Below are 335 nucleotides of genomic sequence, written 5' to 3' on the forward strand. Positions count from 1 at the left end.
GCTAAGAATGCATCAAGACAATCGATTTTCGTTATCGCATTCTTATCTTTCATAAAAAATTCTTTTACCAAACCACTCCAATAACTCACACTCTTTAATTCTTCTCGTTTATTAAAATATTCTAACAATTTGCTATCATCTCCTAAATAAATATTTTGTAAGTACAGATTAATCTCTTTTATGCTACTAAATGGTTTTTCATGCAAAATTTCATGCATATTACGCGATGCTAATAATAAACGTTCATAACAATAAAATTTACCAGTTTGAAGTTTAGGTTTATTTGTTTTAACATTAACAACTCGATCATTATTATTTGCTACTTTTGCTTGTTT

Annotated in this window: 1 pseudogene; it reads right to left on the bottom strand. The window is 26.9% G+C overall.

Annotated features, from left to right (window positions below):
• Positions 1–335: pseudogene (locus U881_RS12995) on the bottom strand (ERF family protein); the annotation flags it as partial.

The organism is Borrelia persica No12 (assembly GCF_000500045.1).
GTDB classification, from domain to species: domain Bacteria; phylum Spirochaetota; class Spirochaetia; order Borreliales; family Borreliaceae; genus Borrelia; species Borrelia persica.